Source organism: Streptomyces tendae (assembly GCF_014650435.1).
Lineage (GTDB): Bacteria > Actinomycetota > Actinomycetes > Streptomycetales > Streptomycetaceae > Streptomyces > Streptomyces tendae.
In genome coordinates this window covers 25,750-44,910 of sequence record NZ_BMUY01000003.1, presented here as the reverse complement: position 1 = coordinate 44,910, position 19,161 = coordinate 25,750, and the positions used below count along the sequence as shown (strand labels likewise).

Below are 19,161 nucleotides of genomic sequence, written 5' to 3'. Positions count from 1 at the left end.
AGACTGGAGCACCCCATGAAACGCGCGGTCCGCCTCCTCCACGCCGGCCGCCTCCGGCCGCTCCCGGCCCTGGCCCTCGTCCTCACTCTCGTCGCGGGCGGATTCGCCGCCTGGGCCGGTCAGGACTGGTACCGCGCGGCCCACGACGAGCAGGCCGAGTACGCCGCCCAGCGGGACGCGGCACTCTCCGCCGGGGAGCAGGCCGTGCAGAACCTCAACACCCTCGACCACCGTGAGCTGAAACGCGGCCTGGACCTGTGGGAGTCGTCGACCACCGGAGAACTGCACGAGCAACTCGCCTCAGGAAGGGACGAGTTCACAGCCCAGGTGAAGGAGGCGAAGACGGTGAGCACCGCCCGGGTGCTGTCCGGCGCCGTCACCGAACTCGACGACCGCGCCGGACGCGCCCGGGTACTGGTCGCCCTGCGCGTCACCGTCGAGGCGGCCGACGGGGCGAAGAGCGACAAGGACAGCCGCATGCTCGGCGAACTCACCCGGACCGACGGCCGGTGGAAGCTGAGCGCCCTGGGACAGGCACCCGTCGGCGGCACATCGACCGGCTGACCCGGTTCCGCACCGCGAAGCCGGCCGCAGCGAGGAGGACACCGCACCATGTCGACGACCCGTCACCACATCAACCGCCAGCGGCGCCGCCAGGCCCGCGAGACCCGGCCCGCCGCCCCCGCCGGGCACCCCGAGCGCACGCCGGTGCGGACGGCCGGGCGCGGCACCACGGCCGTCCTGTCGCCCGGGGACACCGTCACCGCCGACCCGCCCGCGGCCGAGGAGGAGAAACCCACCCCGTCCCGGTCGCGCCGCCCCCCGGTCCTCCTCCTGCTCTGCGCGCTCACGGTGCTCCTCGGCGGCTTCGCGGGCTGGGCGCACGCGGAGGCCGAGGGGCTCAGGTCCGAGCCCGAGCGGAGCAACACCGCGCTGACCGACCTCGCCCGCACCAGCGAGATCAAGGGGCAGGTGGCCAAGGCCGTCGACCGGCTCTTCTCCTACGACCACGCGGACCCCGGCGCCCTCGACGAGGCGGCGAAGGACCTCCTGACGGGCAAGGCCGTCGACCAGCACCACGACCTGCTCGCCGACGTCCGGGCCCGGGCCGACGAGCAGAAGGCGGTGATCACCACGACGGTCACCGAGAGCGCGGTCGAACGGATCGACGGCGACCGGGCCCGGGTCCTCGTCTACGCCGACCAGAGCAGCGTCGCCACCGGTGGCAAGAAGAGCAAGGAAGGCGAGGAGGCCGCGCAGGACGAGGGCGTGTACGCCGCGGCCATGCTCGCCGTCGACGTCGTGCACCGCGACGGACGCTGGCTGGTCTCCGCCCTCGACACCTTCGGCCGCTGAGCCGGACGACCGACCGCCCTCGTGGGCCACCCCCGCCCCCGCACCCCCGACGGATCCGACAGGAGTGACGACCATGTCCGTACGCCGTGCCCGACGCCTGTACCGCGGGCGGGCCCGCAAGGGACTGCGCACGACCGCGCTCGCGGTGGCGGCCATGGCGGCCCTCACCGCGTCCCAGGCCCCCGGCCTCACCGGCGACCCGGAGGACACCCACGCCGGAACGGCGGCCGACGATCTGAACGCGCCCGTGCCGGACGGTCCGTTCGCCGAGCTCGACCCGCCCGGCGACGGCTCGTACCACACCGAACTCCCGCCGCTGACGACGCGCGACGGCGGATCGGCCGCCTCTCCCGCGCTCGGGCCGGAGGTCCGCGCCCAGTCGGGCATCCCGGCCACCGTGCTGCGCGCCTACCGCGCCGCCGAGACCGCCGTCGGCAGGACGGACCCGGGCTGCCGGCTGCCCTGGGAACTGCTCGCGGCGATCGGCAAGGTCGAGTCCGGCCAGGCACGGGGCGGCGCGGTGGACCGGAACGGCACGACCCTCGGCCGTATCACCGGACCGCCCCTCAACGGCCGGGGCTTCGCCCTGATCCGGGACACCGACGGCGGCGCCCACGACGGCGACACGGTGTACGACCGTGCGGTGGGCCCGATGCAGTTCCTGCCGTCCACCTGGGCCCGCTGGGGCGCCGACGGCAACGGGGACGGCCGCGCCGACCCGAACAACGTCTTCGACGCGGCGCTGGCGGCCGGGCACTACCTGTGCGCCGGCGACCGGGACCTGGGCCGGGCGGCGGACCTGGACCGGGCGGTCCTCAGCTACAACAACTCCCGCACCTACCTCGAACTGGTCAGGCACTGGCTGGAGTTCTACAGCCGGGGCGTCCACACCGTCCCCGACGGCAAGGGCGTCGTCCCGAAGAGCCCCGGCGCGGGCGGCGACACCCCGGCGACCGAGCCCGTCGACGGCGGCAGCGGCGGCAGCGGAGGGAGCGGCGGCAGCGGCGGTGGGCACGGGGGCGGAAACGGCGGCGGAGGCGGGCACGACGGCATCGACATCGGCCCGGACCCGAGCACCACGCCGGACACCCCCGGGCCGTCCCCGTCCCGCCCCGTGCCGTCCACGGCACCGGAACCGTCCTCCCCGACCTCGCTGCCGACCGGCCCGGGCACCTCCGAGCCGCCCACCGAGTCCCCGGACCCCTCGCCGGACCCGACCGACCCGGGCCCTTCGCCGACCCCGACGGACGACTGCTCCACGGAACCGGAAACCCCGTCCGCCTCTCCCGACCCCACGGCATCCCCGACGGGCTCGCCCTGCCCCACGCCGTCGGACACCCAGGCCGCCTCGGCCGGTTAGCGGCAGGCGGCGGGATCAGCCCGCCCGGCCCATCCCCACGGCGTTCGGCCAGCCCGTCGCCGGGACGGACTCCAGCCCGTTGGTGCCCCGGACCTGGGCGGCGGTGAGGCCGCCGCGAGCCGGGACGCCGGGCGGAGTGGGACCGACGGGCGGTGGATACGCGGCGGGCGCCGGAACCGGCGCGGGCACGGGCTGCGGGACCGGTGCCGGGTGGGGGACCGGCACCGGCCCGGGGTACGGCGCCGGCTGGGGGCCCGGCACCGGCTGGGGCACCGGCGGCGGGCCGGGCGCGGTGGCCGCCGCCGGAGCGACGGGCGCCGCGACGGGCGCCGCGGCAGGGAGCGGCACGCCGGTGCCGGTGCCGGTGCCGGGGGACGGAGCGGCGGCGAGCCCCGGGGCACCGGCACCGGCGGTCTGGGCGGTGATCGCGCGCATGCCGGAACCGTTGGTCTCGTACATCAGGCGGTCCACCGCCGCCGTGCCCGAGCTGTAGCCGGTCCCGGTGGCCGGCCCGGGCACGGCGGCTCCCCTCCCGGCCCCGTAGAGCACCTGTTCCAGGCCGGTCACCAGGCGACGCACGTCCGTCTGGGGGCGCACCACGAGACGCAGGAAGCGGCTGGAGGAACCGATCTTGTTGCCGCACTCCCGGACCAGCACCCGGTGCTCGGTGAGCATGCGGTCGCGCACGGCGGTGCCCTCCGCGCCGACGGGAAGCCGGACGAAGAGGAAGTTGCCCTGGGAGGGGTAGACGGTCAGGCCGGGCAGCGCGGACAGCTGGGCGGCCATCTCCAGGCGGTCGCGCCGCACCTGGTGCAGGCTCTGGGCGTACTCGGGGCCGTGGTCGCGCAGCATGAACACCACGTGCTCCGCGAAGGAGTTGAGGTTCCACTTGGGCAGCATGGCGCGCACCCGGCCCGCGAGCGCCGGATTGGCGACCAGGTAGCCGAAGCGGATGCCGTGCAGCCCGAAGTTCTTGCCGAGGCTGCGCAGTACGACGACGTTGGGGCGCAGCATCGCCTCCTGGACCACGCTGGGTTCGGCCTCCGCGTCGGCGAACTCCAGGAAGGACTCGTCGATCACCACCAGGTCCCGGTCGGCCATCGCGTCCATGAACTGCACCAGCGCCTGCTTGTGCAGGTAGCCGCCGTCGGGGTTGTTGGGGTTGCAGACGACCACGGCCCGGGTGCCCCTGGCCCGGACGAACTCGGCGTACCGGGCGAGGTCGAGGGCGAAGCCGCCGGCCTCCTGGAGCGGGAACATGTCGACCCGCTTGCCGGTCTCCATGGGCTGGTCGGTCCAGCGGCCGAAGGTGGGCACGGGGACGGCGAGGGACTCCCGGACCAGCAGGTGGTCGATCCAGGTGATCAGCTCCGTGGAGCCGTTGCCCATCGCCACGCACTGCGGCGGGAGCTGGAGCAGGCTGCACAGTTCGGCGGTGATGGTGTCGGCGCTGCTCGGGTAGTACGTGATGATGTCGCGCAGCCGGCCGGCCATCTCGTCGAACATCGCCGGGGTGGGGAAGTACGGGTTGCAGGGGATGCAGAAGTCCACCGGTCCCGCGCCCGCCGCCTCGCCGCTCTCCCGCGCCAGCGCCGCCATCGAGGGGCTGTGCGCCGCGGTGCTGCGGAACAACGAGGTGACGTTGCCGGACAAGTGGACCTCCGTGAGTGGGCGGCCCGTGCGGGGACACGGGCCGCCCTTGTATACGGAGGCGGACGGGGCACCGTTCAACAGGTGTGAAGAAAGTGTGCCCGCGCCGTCCGGGTCCCCCGCCGCCTACGCGTCGAAGGAGTGCACCGTCGACGTCCGGTAGGTCTCGCCGGGCCGCAGCACCGTCGACGGGAACGACGGCTGGTTCGGCGAGTCCGGGAAGTGCTGGGTCTCCAGGCACAGGGCGTCGCCCTGGCGGTAGAGGGAACCACCGGTGCCGGTGAGGGTGCCGTCGAGGAAGTTGCCCGAGTAGAACTGCAGCCCCGGCTGGTCGGTGGCGATGCGCAGGGAGCGGCCGGAGGTGTGCTCGCTCAGGGTGGCGATGTGCTCGGGGCGGTCGGTGATGCCCTTGTCGAGCACCCAGTTGTGGTCGAAGCCCTTGGCGGTGACCAGCTGCGGGTGGGCGTCCCGGATGTCCCGGCCGATCGGCTTGGCCCGGCGGAAGTCGAAGGGAGTGCCGGACACCCGGGCCAGCTCGCCGGTGGGGATCAGGCCCGCGTCGGTGGGGGTGAAGCGGGAGGCGGCGATCGACAGCTCGTGGTCCTCGATCGTGCCGCTGCCCTCGCCGGCCAGGTTCCAGTAGACGTGGCTGGTGAGGTTGACGACGGTGGCCTTGTCGGTGGTGGCCTCGTAGTCGATGCGCCAGTCGCCGCGCCGGGTGAGGGTGTACGTCACCTTCGCCCTGAGCGTGCCCGGGTAGCCCATCTCGCCGTCGACGCTGGTGTAGTGGAGCACCAGGCCGGTGTCCGAGCCGTGGGTGAAGGGCTCGACGTCCCAGACCCGGTAGTCGAAGCCGAGGGCGCCGCCGTGCAGGGAGTTCTCCCCGTCGTTGACGGAGAGCTGGTACTGCTTGCCGTCCAGGGTGAAGCGGCCCTTGGCGATGCGGTTGCCGTACCGCCCGATCAGGGCGCCGAAGTGCGGGCTGCGGGCGACGTAGTCGTCGAGGTTGTCGAAGCCCAGCGAGACGTTGGCGTAGCGGCCCCGGCGGTCCGGGATCTCCAGGGACTGCACGACGCCGCCGTACGACAGCACCTTCATCCGGGTGCCGCCGTTCTCCAGCGACCAGCGGTACACCTTCGTCCCGTCGGCGAGCTTGCCGAAGAGTTCCTTCACGGGTTTCCTGCCTCCCGACGCGTGCGCCGTGCCGCCGACCGCGGTGGCGGCCACGCCGGCCGCTGCCGCCGACGCGATGACCGTTCGTCTGCTCAGTTCCATACGTGCGGCTCCTGTACTTCCGTGAGAAGAAGCGGGCCCCGCCGTGAGTGGCGGGGCCCGAGATCCGTTACGAACCGACCCTGCGCTTGTTCCACACGTCGAACCCGACCGCCGCCAGCAGCACCGCGCCCTTGATGACCTGCTGCCAGTCGGTGCCGATGCCGACGAGGTTCATGCCGTTGTTGAGCACGCCGAGGACCAGGCCGCCGATGATCGCGCCGAGGACCGTGCCGACGCCGCCGCTCATCGACGCGCCGCCGATGAACGAGGCGGCGATGGCCTCCAGCTCGAAGTTGAGGCCCGCCTTGGGCGAGGCCGCGTTGAAGCGGGCGGCGAAGACCAGACCCGCCAGGGCCGCGAGCATGCCCATGTTCAGGAAGACCAGGAAGGTGACCTTCTTGTCCTTCACACCCGACAGCTTGGCCGCGGGCAGGTTGCCGCCGATGGCGTAGATGTGGCGGCCGATGATCGCGTTGCGCATCAGATAGCCGAAGCCGACCACCAGCACGCCCAGGATGAGCAGCACGATCGGGGCGCCCTTGTAGCTGGCCAGCAGCAGTGTGACGACGAGGACGGCGGCGATCAGCGCGACCAGCTTGAGCAGGAACAGGTTGAGCGGCGGCACCTCGAGGGCGAACTCCTGCTGCCGCTTGCGGTCGCGGACCTCCTGGTACACCACGAAGGCGATCAGGGCGAAGCCCAGCAGCAGGGTGAGGTTGTGGTAGTTGGTGTTCGGGCCGACCTCGGGCAGGAAGCCGTTGGCGATCTTCTGCAGGTCCTTCGGGAAGGGGCCGAGGGTCTGGCCCTTGAGGAAGATCTCCGTCAGACCGCGGAAGAGCAGCATGCCCGCGAGGGTCACGATGAACGACGGTATGCCCAGATAGGCGATGAAGAAGCCCTGCACCGCGCCGGCGGCGGCGCCGATGGCCAGGCAGAGGATCACCGCCACCGGCCACGCCAGGTCGTGATTGACCATCAGGACGGCGGCCGTCGCGCCGACGAACGCGGTCAGTGAGCCCACCGACAGGTCGATGTGGCCCGCGATGATGACGAGCATCATGCCGATCGCGAGGATCAGGATGTAGCTGTTCTGCAGCACCAGGTTGGAGACGTTGCGCGGCAGCAGCAGGTCCCCGTCGGACCACACCGCGAACAGCACCACGATCAGGCCGAGGGCCATCAGCATGCCGTACTGGCGCATGTTGCGGCGCATGCCGTCGAGCATCAGCTGCAGCAGGCCGCCGCCGGAGGCCGAACCCTCTCTGCCGGGCGGCGCCGGTGCCGGGGTCTTGGCGGTCACGTCCGTGCTCATCGGCTTACCTCTTCGTCCTTCCGGGACTCGTGGTCCTGCTTGTCCTTCGTCATCTGCCGCATCAGCGCTTCCTGCGAGGCGTCCGCCCGCGAGAACTCGCCGGTGAGCCGTCCCGCGGCCATCGTGTAGATGCGGTCGCACATGCCGAGCAGTTCCGGCAGTTCGGAGGAGATGAACACGACCGCCTTGCCCTCGGCCGCCAGGCGGTCGATGACCGTGTAGATCTCGTACTTGGCGCCCACGTCGATGCCGCGCGTGGGCTCGTCCAGGATCAGCACCTCGGGACCCGCGAAGATCCACTTGCTGAGGACGACCTTCTGCTGGTTGCCGCCGGACAGCTTGCCGACCGGCTCGAAGACCGTCGGCGCCTTGATGTTCATCGACTTGCGGTAGTCCTCGGCGACCTGCTGCTCACCGTGCTCGTCGACCACGCCCCGTTTGGACACCTTGCCCAGCGCGGTCAGCGAGATGTTCCGGTTGATGGTGTCGATGAGGTTCAGGCCGTAGTGCTTGCGGTCCTCGGTGACGTACGCGATCCCGTGCCCGACCGCCTCAGGGACGGTCTTGGTACGGATCTCCCTGCCGTCCCTGAGGACCGTGCCGCCCGCGTGCCGGCCGTAGGTGCGGCCGAAGACGCTCATCGCCAGCTCGGTGCGTCCGGCGCCCATGAGTCCCGCGATGCCGACGATCTCGCCGCGGCGGACCTCGATCGAGACGTCGTCGACGACCTTGCGCTGCTGGTCGATGGGGTGGTGCACGGTCCAGTTGCGGATCTCCAGGGCCGGGGCCGTGCCCTCCTCGGGCTGGTGCGGGGTCCGGTCCGGGAAGCGGTTCTCCAGGTCGCGGCCGACCATCCCGCTGATGATCCGGTCCTCGGTCGTCTCCGCGGCCTTCACGTCGAGCGTCTCGATCGAGCGCCCGTCGCGGATGATCGTGACCGAGTCGGCGACCCGGCGGATCTCGTTCAGCTTGTGCGAGATGATGATCGAGGTCATGCCCTGTTCCTTCAACTGAAGGATCAGGTCGAGGAGTTTGCCGCTGTCCTCGTCGTTGAGCGCCGCCGTGGGCTCGTCGAGGATGAGCAGCTTCACCTTCTTCGACAGCGCCTTGGCGATCTCCACCAGCTGCTGCTTGCCCACGCCGATGTCGGCGACGCGGGTCTCGGGGTGCTCGTCGAGACCGACCCGGCGCAGCAGTTCGGTGGCGTGCCTGAGGGTGTCGTTCCAGTTGATCAGTCCGCGCTTGGCGTGCTCGTTGCCGAGGAAGATGTTCTCCGCGATCGACAGGTACGGCACCAGCGCCAGCTCCTGGTGGATGATCACGATGCCGTGCTGTTCACTCGCCCGGATGTCCTTGAACCGGCAGGTCTCGCCCTCGAAGAGGACGTCCCCCTCGTAACTGCCGTGCGGATGGACTCCGGAGAGCACCTTCATCAGGGTGGACTTGCCGGCGCCGTTCTCCCCGCAGATGGCGTGGACCTCGCCCTGGCGAACGGTCAGCGTGACGTCCGACAGCGCTTTGACACCGGGAAAGGTCTTGACGATCGAGCGCATTTCCAGGACGGGTCCCGCCATGGTCGTGCCTTCCAATCCTTGATGGGGCCCGGTTAGTTGAGCTTGTCCGCGGAGTAGTAGCCGCCGTCGACGAGGATCTTCTCCCAGTTGCTCTTGTCGACGCTGACCGGCTGCAGCAGGTAGGCGGGGACGACCTTGGCACCGTTGTCGTACGACTTGGTGTCGTTGACCTCGGGCTTCTTGTCGTTCAGGACCGCGTCGACCATGTTCGCGGCGACCTTGGCGAGCTGGCGCAGGTCCTTGAAGACGGTCTGGGTCTGCTGGCCCGCCTTGATCGACTTCACCGAGGCGATCTCGGCGTCCTGGCCGGTGACGACCGGCATCTTCTTGCTGCCGGAGCCGTAGCCGTCGGACTTCAGGGCGGACAGGATGCCGATGGAGATGCCGTCGTAGGGGGAGAGCACCGCGTCGACCCGGGCGCTGCGGTAGCTGGAGGTGAGCAGGTCGTCCATGCGCTTCTGCGCGGTGCCGCCGTCCCAGCGCAGGGTGGTGACCTGGTTGAGCGCGGTCTGCTTGGAGCGGACGACGAGCTGGCCCTTGTCCATGTAGGGCTTGAGGACCTTCATGGCGCCGTTGAAGAAGTACTTGGTGTTGTTGTCGTCGTTGGAGCCGGCGAACAGCTCGATGTTGAAGGGGCCCTTCTCGCCGGCCTTCAGACCGAGCTTGTCGACGATGTAGCCGCCCTGCAGCTCGCCGACCTTCTCGTTGTCGAACGAGGCGTAGTAGTCGACGTTCTCCGTGCCGAGGATCAGCCGGTCGTAGGAGATGACCGGGATGTCGGCGTCCTTGGCCTGCTGCATGACGTTGCCGAGGGACTTGTTGTCGATCGCGGCCACGATCAGCGCGTCCACACCCTGCGTGATCATGTTCTCGATCTGCGAGACCTGCTGGTCCGGGTCGTCCTCGCCGTAGACGAGCTTGGTCTTGAGGCCCTTGGCCTTCAGTTCCTTCTCGACGTTGGCGCCGTCGGTGATCCAGCGCTCGGAGGACTTGGTCGGCATCGCGATGCCGACGGTGGCGCCGTCGCTGCCGCCCTTGTCCTCCTCGCTGCCGCCCTCGCTGCTCTGGCCGCAGGCGGACAGGGTGAGGGCGAGGGAGGCGGCGGTGGCTATCGCGGCGAGTGCGGCTCTGCGGTTGCGCATGGTCATCATCCTTGATGTGAGGGCTGGGTCGGCGAGGCAGGTGTGTGGGATTGTGCGCGGTCGTGTCGTCTTTTGAGAAGGGAGTTTCCGGAACGTTATGACGAGATCTCGAACCGGTTGAGCGGCCCCGGCAGCCGGGTGCCGAGCGGCGCCATGTCCCCGTCCGCCCCGTGCCGGGCGAGCAGGTCGAGGGCGAGCCGACCGCGCCGCACCCGCTCCTTCGCGGTGGCCAGCGTCAGTTCCCGCAGGTGGTGGCCGTACGGGTAGATCCCGGGCGCCTTGGACAGGCCGAACTTCAGATACAGCGGGGCGCCGCGCCGGATCAGTTCGGCGACCTCGTACATCCGCACGTAGCCGCCGAGGTCGTCGGGAGCCTCGATGTACATGTCCATCGGCGCGGCCGAAACCCGACGTATTTCGGTCAGGTGATCCGGCGTCAGGTCGCTGGGCACGTTGATGGAGTCGGCGCCGAGCCGCTCGTACACCGCGTACGAGGCCGGGTTGACCGGACCGACGAGTGCGGAGAGCTTGAGCGTGGTGTCGGCGGGCAGGATGCCGGCCGCGCGGGCCCGGTGCAGCGTCCACAGCACGCCCTCGTCGGCGACGAGCAGGCACTTGACGCCCAGCTCGCTCGCCCGCACGGCGTCCTCGACGCATCCGGCGACCGCGGAGTGGCCGCGCGCCCTGAGGCCCGCACCGCCCGAGTCGGTCCGGGTGGAGCCGCCGATGTCCCAGGTGCCGCGCGGGCCGGTGAACAGGCAGAGCTCGATGTCGCGTTCGGCGGTGGCCTCGACCATCTCGGTGATCTCGGCGTCGGTCAGCATCCACACGCCGCTGCCCTGACTGATCCGGTGGATCGGCACGTCGAGGCGCGAGGACTCCTTGAGCACCACCCCCAGCGCCTCCGGCCCCTCGCAGGACGGGATCTCGGTGCGCCAGCGGCCGCCGCCCGGGAAGGAGTGCGGCGAGGCGTCGGCGGGGTCGGGGGCGGGCGCGGCCAGGCCGAGGGCGGTGAGGGCCTGCTCACCGGGCCTGCGTGCGGCGGCCGTGGCGGAAGCGTCGGTCACAAGCGTTCCTTAGTGTTCGATATGTCGGACGAAGTTCGCGGCTGCGGGTAGGGGTGCCGCGGTGCGAGCGCCTTCGGGTGGGGGCGACTCGGATGCGCGACGTCCGGTCCGGTGGGTGTACGCCGGTGCGGAGGCCGTCAGGTCGCCCCCGCACCGGCGTACGGCTCAGGGGAGGGGGTCCGGGTGCAGCAGCACCTTGCCGACCTTCGGGTCGCCGGAGCCCACCAGCGTGATGGCCTCCGAGAACTCGGCGAGGGGCAGCTCGTGCGTCACCAGCGGCCGCGGATCGAGCAGCCCGGCAGCGAAGACCCGCACCGTGTGCGCCCAGGCGTCCGGCGGCGCCCCGAAGACGGTGTGCACCTCCAGCTGCCGTACGACCAGGTCGGTGGGGTCGAGGCCGTCGGCGCCCGGGGCCGGGATGCCGGTCAGCACCAGCCGGCCGCCCCGGCGCAGCAGCGCGGCGGCCGTGCGGGCGGCGTCCGCGGACCCGGCGGTCTCGATCACCACGTCGAAGTCGTCCGGCAGCGGCCGGTCCTTGGTACGGAAGTCGGTCGCGCCGAACTCCCGCGACAGCGCCTCCCGGTCCCCGCGCGTCCCGACCACCAGCAGCTCGGCCGGGGAGCCGGCACGCAGGAACTGCACGGCGAACATGCCGAGCGTGCCCGTGCCGACGACGGCGACGCGCTCGCCGGGCCGGGCGTTCGCCTTCAGCGCGGCGGCGGCGATGCACGCCGCGGGCTCCAGCAGGGCCGCGGCGGTGAGATCGGCGTCGTCGGGCAGGGCGTGCAGCAGCCGGGCGGGCAGGGTCAGCGTCGACGCCATGGCGCCCGGCTGGGTGAACCCGGTCTCCTCGTACCCGGCCGTGCACAGCGTGGTCTCGCCCGCGTGACAGCGGTCGCACACCTGGCAGTTGCGGAAGCCCTCGCCCACCACCTTGCGGCCGACCAGCGAGCCCGGCACCCCGGTGCCGACCCGTTCCACGGTGCCGGACCACTCGTGCCCGGGGGTGAGCGGGTAACGCACGTACCCCTCGGGCCGGTTGCCCTGGTAGACCTCGCGGTCGCTGCCGCAGATCCCGGCGGCGTGCACCCGCACCAGCGCCTCCCCGGGCCCCGGCTCACGCGGCTCGTGCGGCACGAGCCGGTGCACCCCCGGCGCCTCGACGACGACGGCGCCGCTCATGCCCCGGTCCCCTTGGGGGCGCGCTTCTCCCAGCCCTCGGCCCACAGGTCGAACCGCGCCTGCTGCTGCGGGAACTCGGCCGCCGCGTCGGTGTCCAGCTCGACGCCGAGACCGGGCGCGTCGGAGAGGTGGAAGCATCCGTCCTCCGGGTCCACCTGGGGCGCGCCCTTCACGACCTTCTTGATCTCCGCGTCCGCGAAGTCGTTGAAGTGCTCAAGGATCTTGAAGTTCGGGGAGGTGAACCCGACCTGGAGGGAGGCCGCGGTGAGCACGGGGCCGCCGACGTTGTGCGGGGCGACCAGCGTGTAGTGCGTCTCGGCGGTCGCGGCCAGCTTGCGGGTCTCCCAGATGCCGCCGATGTGACCGACGTCGGGCTGGATGACGTCCACCGACTGGTCCTCGAACAGCTCGCGGAACTCGATCCGGTCGTGGATGCGCTCGCCGGTGGCGACCGGGATCTCGACCTTCTCGGCGACCTTCTTCAGCGCCCTGAGGTTCTCCGGCGGGACGGGCTCCTCCAGCCAGGCCGGCTTGAACGGCGCCAGTTCGCGCGCGAGCCGGACGGCGGTGGAGGGCGAGAACCGGCCGTGCATCTCCAGCATCAGCTCGGCGTCGGGCCCGATGGCGTCCCGCACGGCCTCGATCAGGGAGACGGCGTAGTTCGTCTGCCGCTGGTCCAGCTCGAAGTGCCCGGTGCCGAACGGGTCGATCTTCAACGCCCGGTACCCGCGCTCCATGACCCCCTGCGCGGCCTTGTGGTACGCCTCCGGCGTCCGCTCGGTGGTGTACCAACCGTTGGCGTACGCCTTGACCTTGTCGGTGACTTTGCCGCCCAGCAGCTGCCACACGGGGACACCGAGGGCCTTGCCCTTGATGTCCCAGCACGCCATCTCGACGACCGCGATGCCGGACATCACGATCTCGCCCGCGCGACCGTAGTCGCCGTACTTCATGCGGCGGACCAGGTCCTCGACAGCGAACGGGTCGGAACCGAGAATGTGGTTGGCCTCGGCCTCCTTCAGGTAGCCGAGGAGCGCGTCGGTGTGCCCCAGCATCCGGGTCTCGCCGACGCCGGTGACGCCCTCGTCGGTGTGCACCTGGACGTAGGTCAGGTTGCGCCACGGCGTCCCGACCACGTGTGTGCTGATTCCGGTGATGCGCACGGCGGCTGCCCTTCATTCTGTTCGATATTTCGTCACTCGTTCGAAATGCTGGCGTGACAGTAAGGATGCGGTGCGGGGAGTGTCAATGGGTCGGACCCATAACGGTTTCGGCACTTTCGAGGCGGGGGAGAGGCGCCGGCGAAGTGCTTCCCCACACAACTTTCACAGTGACCTCTAGGAACGCGCCCGTCCCGGAACTTAACCTTCCCGCGTCATGGACTACTGCCACCCGTGCCGACGGCACCTCAACGGCGCCCTCGCCTGCCCGGGGTGCGGCACGCCCGCCCACGAACTCCGCGCGTCGGGCGATGCTCTGACGGCCAGTGAGGGCGCCGGTCCGCGATACGGGACCGAGCCGTCGTCGGCCGACGGCACCCCCCGGCAAGCCCCGGAGCAGAAGCCCGGCGACGCCCCGGCCGGGACCCTCGACCAGGACGCCGAAGACGCCCCGGACGAGGACCCCGACGACGCCACCCCGCCCGGCGCGCGCTCCAGCCGCCGCGACCGCAAGGCCGCCGCACACCGCAGGCGCCGCCGCCGGACCCTGCTCGTCGTCGCGGGCTTCGTCCTGGCCGCCGGTGGACTGAGCCTCGCCGAACTCGGCATGGACGCCCCGCACTCCCCTCAGAAACCGGCCGCGGCGGGCGGTGAGACGACGGACGGCGAGGCGACCCGCGAGGTGGGCGAGGCGTCGGCGGTCCCGGTCGACGACACCTCGGGCAGGACCACGCCCTCCGGCACACCGTCCCCCGGCGCGTCGGCGTCGACATCGGCGTCGGCGTCCCCTTCGTCCTCCTCGGAGACGACGAAACCCGAGACGGCGGCCCACTCCGCCCCTCCGTCAGCCTCCCGCCCCCAGCCCTCGGACTCCACCGACCCCGCGGACCCGGACCCCTCGTCCCCCGAGCCCGACGACGACCCGCCCCCGACGACGACCCCCACCCCACCGCCGTCCCCGGACCCGACCCCGACGGAAACCTGCGACCGCTTCCTGTGGTGGTGCACGTAGCAGCTCTGCATGCCCCGCCGGAGACGCCCTGCCCGGCCTGGGGCCCGCTCAAGGGCGGGGTACGTCCTGATGGCCTGCCTCCGAGCCGGTTGCGGCCCAGGAGGCGAGCAGCATGAGGGCGTCGTGGTCGGGGGTGCCCGGTTCGGCGCTGTAGGCGGTCAGCGTGAGGCCGGGGTGGGCGGGCAGTTCCATGGCGTCGAAGTCGAGCGCGATCTCGCCGACGGCCGGGTGGCCGAACGCCTTGCGGCCGGTGCGGTGCAGGCGCACATCGTGCTTGGCCCAGGCCGCACGGAACTCGTCGCTGCGAGTGACGAGCTCGCCGATCAGCCCGGTCAGTTCGGTATCGCCCGGGGCTCGGCCGGCTTCGGTGCGCAGCAGGGACACGGTGGTGTTGACCGAGGCGTTCCAGTCGGGGAAGAAGCCGCGGCCGGCGGGGTCGAGGAACTGGAAGCGGGCGATGTTCACCGGGGTGGGAGCCGTGGCGGTGAACAGGGGTGCGTACAGGGCACGGCCGAGGTCGTTGACGGCGAGGATGTCGAGGCGGCCGTTGCGGATGAAGGCCGGTGAGCCGGTCATGGACTCCAGGACCCGCTTGAGGCTGGCAGGGACGGCGTCCTTGGCCCGGCGAGGGGTGCGGCGGGCCGGGCGCTGACGCTGGGCGGCGGCCAGGTCGTGCAGGTGGGAGCGTTCGGCGTCGTCGAGCTGGAGGGCGCGGCAGAGCGCGTCGAGGACTTCCTCCGAGGCGCCCGCGAGCCGGCCCCGTTCCAGGCGGACGTAGTAGTCGATGCTGACACCGGCGAGCAGGGCGACTTCCTCGCGGCGCAGTCCGGGGACCCTTCGCTTGCCGTTCCCGAAGTCGGGCAGGCCGGCCTGCTCGGGGGTGATCTTGGCACGGCGGGTGGCGAGGAAGTCCCGGATGTCGCGGCTGGTGTCCATGTTGTCCAGGTTAGGAGGAGCGGGAGCCGGCTGGGAGGTTCTGCCGGTACCTGGCACGGCAGAGCCTTCCGCACGCCTGTGAGCTGCGGTTTCCTCGACGGTGTCAGCAGATGCGGCCCGGCCCGGCCTGGCCCGGAAGGCAGAAGGCGGCCACCCCTTGCGGGATGCCTGCCGGCCCCGGGTGGACGACAGTGGCAATACCGCACCCTCGTGCCGCATCCCCGTCTCCGCGCCTCACAAGGAGTCACCCCATGGCCAAGCAGTCCGCACCCCAGGAGCTGGCCGGTATCGCGCCGAAGCTGGTCCAGCTCACCGACGAAGTCCTGTTCCAGGACGTGTGGGAGCGCCCCGGGCTCTCCCCGCGGGACCGCAGCCTGGTCACGGTCGGTGTGCTGGCCGCCCTCTACCGCAGCGAGCAGCTGCCCCACCACCTGGGTGTGGCCCTGGACAACGGGCTCACGGTCGAGGAGCTGTCCGAGGCGATCACGCACCTGGCGTTCTACGCCGGATGGCCCAACGCCATGACCGCGATCACCCTGCTGAAGAGGATCACGGACGAGCGCTCCGCCTGATCCCGAACCGGAAGGAGGAACAAGATGACCGGCAGCGGATTCGACCAGATCTTCCCGCTCGGGGAGAAGAACGACACCTTCGCGCAGTACTTCATCGGCCAGAGCTACCTGGCCCCGCTCACCTCGGGCAGCGTCCCCGTAGCGAACGTCTCCTTCGAGCCGAGCTGCCGCAACAACTGGCACATCCACCACGGCACGAACGGCGGCGGCGACCAGATCCTGCTGTGCACGGCGGGCAGCGGCTGGTACCAGGCCGAGGGCGAGGACCCCGTCAGCATGGAGCCGGGCACGGTGATCCGCGTCCCCGCCGGCACGAAGCACTGGCACGGCGCGAAGGCCGACGCCTGGTTCTCCCACCTCGCCTTCATCACCCCGGGCGAAGGTGTCAGCAACGAATGGCTGGAGCCCGTCACCGACGAGGTGTACGGCAAGCTGCCGAAGAACGGAGCGAACGCATGACCGTCCTGGAGGAGACCTACACCCTGTCGAACGGCGTCGAGATCCCGAAGCTAGGGCTCGGCACCTGGTTCATCGACGACGACAAGGCGGCCGAGGCGGTCCGCGCGGCCGTACGGATCGGCTATCGCAACATCGACACCGCCCAGGCGTACGGCAACGAGCGCGGCGTCGGCGAGGGCGTGCGCACCTCGGGCGTGCCGCGCGAGGAGCTGTTCGTCTCGACCAAACTGGCCGCGGAGATCAAGGACTACGACCAGGCGCTCGCCGCGATCGACGGCTCGCTGGAGAAGCTGGGCCTGGACCGCATCGACCTGATGCTGATCCACAGCCCGCAGCCGTGGGACGACTTCCGCGGCGGCGACTACGCCCAGGGCAACCGCGCCGCGTGGCGCGCACTGGAGGAGGCCCACCAGGCCGGAAAGATCCGGGCCATCGGCGTCTCCAACTTCCAGCAGCACGACCTGGAGAACATCGTCGAGGGCGCGACCGTCGTCCCGCACGTGAACCAGCTGCTCGTACACGCCGGGAACACCCCCGCCGAGTTGCTGGCCTTCTGCGAGAGCCGGCAGATCCTCGTCGAGGCGTACTCGCCGATCGCGCACGGTGCGATCCTGGAGAACGCCGAAGTCCGGTCGATGGCCGAGAGGTACGGCGTGTCCGTCCCCCAGCTCTGCATCCGCTACACCCTCCAGCTGGGCACGGTGTCACTGCCCAAGACGGCCAACCCCGAGCACATGCGCTCCAACGCCGACGTCGACTTCGAGATCACCGACACGGACATGAACGCCCTGCGGGACCTGCGCGACGTGGACTACGGCGACCACAGCGCCTTCCCCGTCTTCAGCGGCAAGTGACGCCGCCGCGGGGTCCGCGGCGGCGAACCGAGCAAGCAGCCAGCTTGCATCAACGGCAGGTTCAATGGTCCGGCGAGGGAGGGAAGGCTTTCGAACCCTCCCCGACCATCAGACGCAGCGCGTCCCGCAGCGCCACCCGCTCCGCCTCCGACAGCCCCGCCAGCGGCTCGCGCGCGAAGTGCAGGGACTCCCGCAGTCCCCGGGCCACCCGGCGGCCCTCCTCCGTCGCCGCCGCGACCTTCACGCGGCGGTCGCCGGGGTCGGGGCGGCGCTCGACCAGGCCCCGTGCCTCCAGCCGGTCCACGATCCCGGTGACGTTCGACGGCTCGCACTTCAGCTTCTGGGCCAGCTTCCGCATCGGCAGCGGCTCGAGCGACAGCAGGCTCAGCAGCTTGGCCTGCGCCCCGGTCAGGGCGCGCTCCGCCGCCGCCTCCTCGTAGTCCGCGTGGAAGCGGGCCACCACCTCGCCGATCAGCTCGACGACTTCCAGGGTGAGAGCGTCGGGGCGGCGGGTCGTGTCGCGTGGTGTGGCCATGCGATCCAGGGTACCCAGTTGTTTGACAAGCTGAAATGTTCAGCCGCATGGTTGTTTCAGAGCATGAAACATTCTCGGCAGGCAAGCCCGAGGAAGTCCCAGGAAACAAGCCCAGGAAAGGTTCCCCATGACCGACTCCCCCGCCCTCCCCGCCGTCAACCGCGAATGGCACCTGGTCACCCGCCCGGTCGGCTGGCCGAAGCCGGAGGACTTCGCGCTCGTCGAGGCGGAGGTCCCCACCCCGGGCGACGGGCAGGTGCTGGTGCGCAACCTGTACGTCTCCGTCGACCCGTACATGCGCGGCCGCATGAGCGCCGCCAAGTCCTACGCCGCCCCCTACGAGCTGGGCAAGCCCATGTTGGGCGGCGCGGTCGGCGAGGTCGTCGCCTCCAACGCCGAGGGCGTCGCCGTCGGCGACCACGTCCTGCACTTCCTCGGCTGGCGCGAGTACGCCGCCGTGGACGCGAAGAGCGCCGTCAAGGTGGACCCGGACGCGGCGCCCCTGTCGACGTACCTCGGCGTGCTCGGCATGACAGGGCTCACCGCCTACGCCGGCCTGCTGCGCACCGCCGCCTTCAAGGAGGGCGACTCCGTCTTCGTCTCGGGCGCCGCGGGTGCCGTCGGCAGCCAGGTGGGGCAGCTCGCGAAGCTCAAGGGCGCCTCACGGGTGATCGGCTCGGCCGGCTCGGACGAGAAGGTCAAGCTGCTCCTCGACGAGTACGGCTTCGACGCCGCCTTCAACTACAAGAACGGCCCGGTGAGCGAGCAGCTGCGCGCCGCCGCCCCGGACGGCGTCGACGTCTACTTCGACAACGTCGGCGGCGACCACCTGGAGGCCGCCGTCGGCTCCCTCAACCTGAACGGCCGCATCGCCATCTGCGGAGCGATCTCCGTCTACAACAACACCGAGCCCGCGCCCGGCCCGAAGAACCTCGCCCGTCTCATCCAGACCCGCGGCCGCATCGAGGGCTTCCTGGTCGGCGACCACTACGACCTCCAGCCGAAGTTCGTCGAGGAGGTCGGCCCCTGGGTCCGCACCGGCGAGCTGAAGTACCGCGAGACCGTCGTCGAGGGCATCGAGAACAACCTGGAGGCGTTCCTCGGGGTCCTGCGCGGCGACAACACCGGAAAGATGATCGTCAAGCTCTGACTTCCCGAAGATTCCGGCATGCGGTAGCGTCTTTCCGAAATCCGTCGTGATCGTGGGCGCGAGTCACGGCGGACCGAGGAGGAAGACACCCGTATGCCCATCCAGCAGTCCGAAGTCCTCTACACCGCCGTCGCCACCGCCGAGAACGGCCGCGACGGACGGGTGGCCACCGACGACGGCAAGCTCGACCTCGTCGTGAACCCGCCCAAGGAGATGGGCGGCAACGGCGCCGGCACCAACCCGGAGCAGCTGTTCGCCGCCGGGTACAGCGCCTGCTTCCAGGGCGCGCTCGCCGTCGTGGCCCGCCAGGAGGGCGCCGACGTCTCCGGTTCCACCGTCACCGCGAAGGTCGGCATCGGCAAGAACGACGACGGCTTCGGCATCATCGTCGAGATCTCCGCCGAGATCCCGACCGTCGACGCCGCCACCGCGCGGTCGCTGGTCGAGAAGGCCCACCAGGTCTGCCCCTACTCGAAGGCGACCCGCGGCAACATCACCGTGACGCTCGTCTGACCGGGGCCGTGCCGGGACCGGAAACGGTCCGGCACGCCGACCGGTAGAGTGC

At 71.0% G+C, this 19,161-nt stretch carries 19 protein-coding genes; 9 read left to right on the top strand and 10 right to left on the bottom strand.

Features of this window, described 5'->3' with window-relative positions:
• The first annotated feature begins 15 nt into the window (after positions 1-15).
• From IE258_RS08980 to IE258_RS08970, 3 genes are all read left to right on the top strand, one after another.
• Entirely contained in the window at positions 16-564 is a 549-nt protein-coding gene (locus IE258_RS08980; RefSeq protein WP_189741337.1) for an Rv1363c family protein, read from the top strand.
• A 48-nt stretch (positions 565-612) separates the two neighbouring features.
• Positions 613-1,356: a hypothetical protein gene (locus IE258_RS08975; protein ID WP_189741333.1), complete on the top strand. Its 744-nt coding sequence runs from the start codon at positions 613-615 to the stop codon at positions 1,354-1,356.
• A gap of 73 nt (positions 1,357-1,429) precedes the next feature.
• Complete coding sequence (locus IE258_RS08970; RefSeq protein WP_189741330.1) at positions 1,430-2,716, top strand: lytic transglycosylase domain-containing protein; 1,287 nt, start codon at positions 1,430-1,432, stop codon at positions 2,714-2,716.
• A gap of 15 nt (positions 2,717-2,731) precedes the next feature.
• Here IE258_RS08970 and IE258_RS08965 read toward each other — a convergent pair whose 3' ends face one another.
• The 8 genes from IE258_RS08965 to IE258_RS08930 form a co-directional block, all read right to left on the bottom strand.
• Positions 2,732-4,369: a pyridoxal phosphate-dependent aminotransferase gene (locus IE258_RS08965; protein WP_189741327.1), complete on the bottom strand. Its 1,638-nt coding sequence runs from the start codon at positions 4,367-4,369 to the stop codon at positions 2,732-2,734.
• A 123-nt stretch (positions 4,370-4,492) separates the two neighbouring features.
• A complete protein-coding gene (locus IE258_RS08960) occupies positions 4,493-5,641 on the bottom strand; it encodes an aldose epimerase family protein (protein WP_189741324.1) in 1,149 nt (382 codons plus the stop codon).
• A 67-nt stretch (positions 5,642-5,708) separates the two neighbouring features.
• Positions 5,709-6,953 carry a multiple monosaccharide ABC transporter permease gene (gene mmsB / locus IE258_RS08955; protein ID WP_189741321.1) on the bottom strand — a complete coding sequence of 415 codons (1,245 nt, stop codon included), beginning with the start codon at positions 6,951-6,953 and terminating at the stop codon, positions 5,709-5,711.
• Entirely contained in the window at positions 6,950-8,527 is a 1,578-nt protein-coding gene (gene mmsA, locus IE258_RS08950) for a multiple monosaccharide ABC transporter ATP-binding protein (RefSeq protein WP_189741318.1), read from the bottom strand. The genes mmsB and mmsA overlap by 4 nt, the downstream gene beginning before the upstream one ends.
• 32 nt (positions 8,528-8,559) lie before the next feature.
• Positions 8,560-9,669, bottom strand: coding sequence for a multiple monosaccharide ABC transporter substrate-binding protein (gene chvE, locus IE258_RS08945; protein WP_159327433.1), 1,110 nt, complete (start codon positions 9,667-9,669; stop codon positions 8,560-8,562).
• Positions 9,670-9,764: 95 nt separating this feature from the next.
• Entirely contained in the window at positions 9,765-10,736 is a 972-nt protein-coding gene (locus IE258_RS08940; protein ID WP_189741316.1) for a hypothetical protein, read from the bottom strand.
• A gap of 165 nt (positions 10,737-10,901) precedes the next feature.
• Complete coding sequence (locus IE258_RS08935; protein WP_189741311.1) at positions 10,902-11,918, bottom strand: zinc-dependent alcohol dehydrogenase; 1,017 nt, start codon at positions 11,916-11,918, stop codon at positions 10,902-10,904.
• Entirely contained in the window at positions 11,915-13,081 is a 1,167-nt protein-coding gene (locus IE258_RS08930) for a mandelate racemase/muconate lactonizing enzyme family protein (RefSeq protein ID WP_189741307.1), read from the bottom strand. The genes IE258_RS08935 and IE258_RS08930 overlap by 4 nt, the downstream gene beginning before the upstream one ends.
• Positions 13,082-13,295: 214 nt before the next feature.
• On the opposite strand from IE258_RS08930, the gene IE258_RS08925 reads away from it, so the two are divergent.
• Positions 13,296-14,090 carry an SCO2400 family protein gene (locus tag IE258_RS08925; RefSeq protein ID WP_189741305.1) on the top strand — a complete coding sequence of 265 codons (795 nt, stop codon included), beginning with the start codon at positions 13,296-13,298 and terminating at the stop codon, positions 14,088-14,090.
• Positions 14,091-14,138: 48 nt separating this feature from the next.
• On the opposite strand, the gene IE258_RS08920 is transcribed toward IE258_RS08925, so the two are convergent.
• Positions 14,139-15,026, bottom strand: a complete 888-nt coding sequence (locus IE258_RS08920) for a helix-turn-helix transcriptional regulator (RefSeq protein WP_189741302.1) — start codon at positions 15,024-15,026, stop codon at positions 14,139-14,141.
• A gap of 251 nt (positions 15,027-15,277) precedes the next feature.
• Here IE258_RS08920 and IE258_RS08915 point away from each other — a divergent pair, with 251 nt between their 5' ends.
• From IE258_RS08915 to IE258_RS08905, 3 genes are read left to right on the top strand one after another with little or no spacing between them, the layout of a single operon-like run.
• Entirely contained in the window at positions 15,278-15,598 is a 321-nt protein-coding gene (locus IE258_RS08915) for a carboxymuconolactone decarboxylase family protein (protein ID WP_189741299.1), read from the top strand.
• A 24-nt stretch (positions 15,599-15,622) separates the two neighbouring features.
• The gene (locus IE258_RS08910; protein ID WP_189741296.1) at positions 15,623-16,057 is read left to right on the top strand and encodes a cupin domain-containing protein; all 435 of its coding nucleotides are present in this window, start codon (positions 15,623-15,625) and stop codon (positions 16,055-16,057) included.
• On the top strand, positions 16,054-16,911 hold the full coding sequence (locus IE258_RS08905) for an aldo/keto reductase (protein WP_189741293.1): 858 nt from the start codon (positions 16,054-16,056) through the stop codon (positions 16,909-16,911). The genes IE258_RS08910 and IE258_RS08905 overlap by 4 nt, the downstream gene beginning before the upstream one ends.
• A 61-nt stretch (positions 16,912-16,972) precedes the next feature.
• Here the strand turns inward: IE258_RS08905 and IE258_RS08900 are convergent, their stop codons facing one another.
• On the bottom strand, positions 16,973-17,446 hold the full coding sequence (locus IE258_RS08900; RefSeq protein ID WP_189741290.1) for a MarR family winged helix-turn-helix transcriptional regulator: 474 nt from the start codon (positions 17,444-17,446) through the stop codon (positions 16,973-16,975).
• 127 nt (positions 17,447-17,573) lie between these two features.
• Between IE258_RS08900 and IE258_RS08895 the strand changes: the two genes are divergently transcribed.
• Both IE258_RS08895 and IE258_RS08890 read left to right on the top strand, forming a co-directional pair.
• A complete protein-coding gene (locus tag IE258_RS08895) occupies positions 17,574-18,596 on the top strand; it encodes an NADP-dependent oxidoreductase (protein ID WP_189741284.1) in 1,023 nt (340 codons plus the stop codon).
• Between the two features lie 93 nt (positions 18,597-18,689).
• The gene (locus tag IE258_RS08890) at positions 18,690-19,109 is read left to right on the top strand and encodes an organic hydroperoxide resistance protein (protein ID WP_159327446.1); all 420 of its coding nucleotides are present in this window, start codon (positions 18,690-18,692) and stop codon (positions 19,107-19,109) included.
• Positions 19,110-19,161: the final 52 nt, after the last annotated feature.